The following is a 1,325-nucleotide window of genomic DNA, read 5'->3' as shown; positions in this document are numbered from 1 at the left end:
TCTGAGGTTCCCCCTGCCGGCCGGACAGCTTGATACTGGGACGGATGGTCCCGGAGGAAGCAGTCACAGGTAGTGAGTAACAAGAGCAACATGAGCAAGCGGTACACGGCCGAGTTCAAGCGGGACGCGGTCGCCTTGGCGTTGTCCTCGGAGAAGACGGTCACCGAGGTCGCGAGGGATCTGGGCGTGAGTCCGGAAGGGCTGCGCGGGTGGGTGAAGCAGGCGAAAGTCGACCGCGGTGAGGGGCCCGCCGGGGCTTTGACCACTGCGGAGCGTGAGGAGTTGGTCCGGCTGCGGCGGAAGGTCCGCGAGCAGGAGGCCACGATCGAGGTTCTGGGAAAAGCGACCGCCTTCTTCGCTCAGGACAAGATGAGGTAGACACCGCGGCACGGTGTCGTTTCATCGATGCGGAGAAGGCATCGGAGGGTAATCCTGCAGGTCACAGCGTTGCGTTTCTGTGCCGTGTGCTGGGAGTGACCCGTTCCACCTACTACGCGCACAGGGCGTCACGGCCGGCCCGGACGGTGCGGGAGCGGGCCGAGGAGGTGCTGGTGGGCGAGATCCGGGTGCTTCACGCCGGATCTCGCGGCGCCTACGGGGCCCCGCGGATCCACGCCGCCCTGCGGCGGGCCGGGCGGGTGGTGAACTCCAAGAAGGTCGAGCGGCTGATGCGCAAGCACCGGATCGTCGGGATCACCCGCCGCCGGCGTCGGGGCCTGACCCGGCAGGCGAAGCGGGCGGTGTTCGCGCTCGACCTGATCGGCCGGGACTTCACCGCGCCCCGGCCCGGGATGCGGCTCGTCGGCGACATGACTGAACTCAGCACGCTGGAAGGGAAGTTGTATCTGGCGACCTGCATCGATCTCGCGACGCGGGAGGTGGTCGGCTGGGCGATGGCCGACCACCACCGCGCCGAGCTGCCGGTCGCAGCCCTGCGGATGGCAGCCGGGCGTGGCGGCCTGGAGCACGGTTGTGTCATGCATACGGATCGCGGCAGCGAGTACACGAGTGACGAATTCCGCAGCGAAATACGCAAGTTGCGCATGAGGCAGTCGATGGGGCGCGTCGGCTCTTGTTACGATAACGCCGCTGCGGAAAGCTGGTTCGCCATCCTGAAAGCGGAGATCGGGACGACCATGTGGGAGACCCGCGAGGCTGCCCGGGCCGACGTTTTCCGCTACATCGAGGTCGAGTACAACCGCAGCCGGCTCCGTCGGCACCCTGACTACGGGTACGTCACCCCGCTCGAAACGAGATCCTTGCTCAGGCAGAACCTCGTCCCGGCAGCGTAAACACCCGCTGTCCAGTTCGCAGGGGGAACTTCA

General features: G+C 66.7%; 2 protein-coding genes. Both read left to right on the top strand.

Going from position 1 to position 1,325, the window contains the following annotated elements:
* The first annotated feature begins 90 nt into the window (after nucleotides 1-90).
* Complete coding sequence (locus N4G66_RS45125; protein WP_060902739.1) at nucleotides 91-378, top strand: transposase; 288 nt, start codon at nucleotides 91-93, stop codon at nucleotides 376-378.
* A 23-nt stretch (nucleotides 379-401) separates the two neighbouring features.
* Nucleotides 402-1,292 carry an IS3 family transposase gene (locus tag N4G66_RS45120; RefSeq protein ID WP_261710144.1) on the top strand — a complete coding sequence of 297 codons (891 nt, stop codon included), beginning with the start codon at nucleotides 402-404 and terminating at the stop codon, nucleotides 1,290-1,292.
* Nucleotides 1,293-1,325 lie beyond the last annotated feature (33 nt).

This window comes from Streptomyces rhizosphaerihabitans, assembly GCF_025399795.1.
Taxonomy (GTDB): Bacteria; Actinomycetota; Actinomycetes; order Streptomycetales; family Streptomycetaceae; genus Streptomyces; species Streptomyces rhizosphaerihabitans.
The sequence above is the reverse complement of the archived record's forward strand: the minus strand, read 5'-3'. Positions and strand labels throughout refer to the sequence as shown.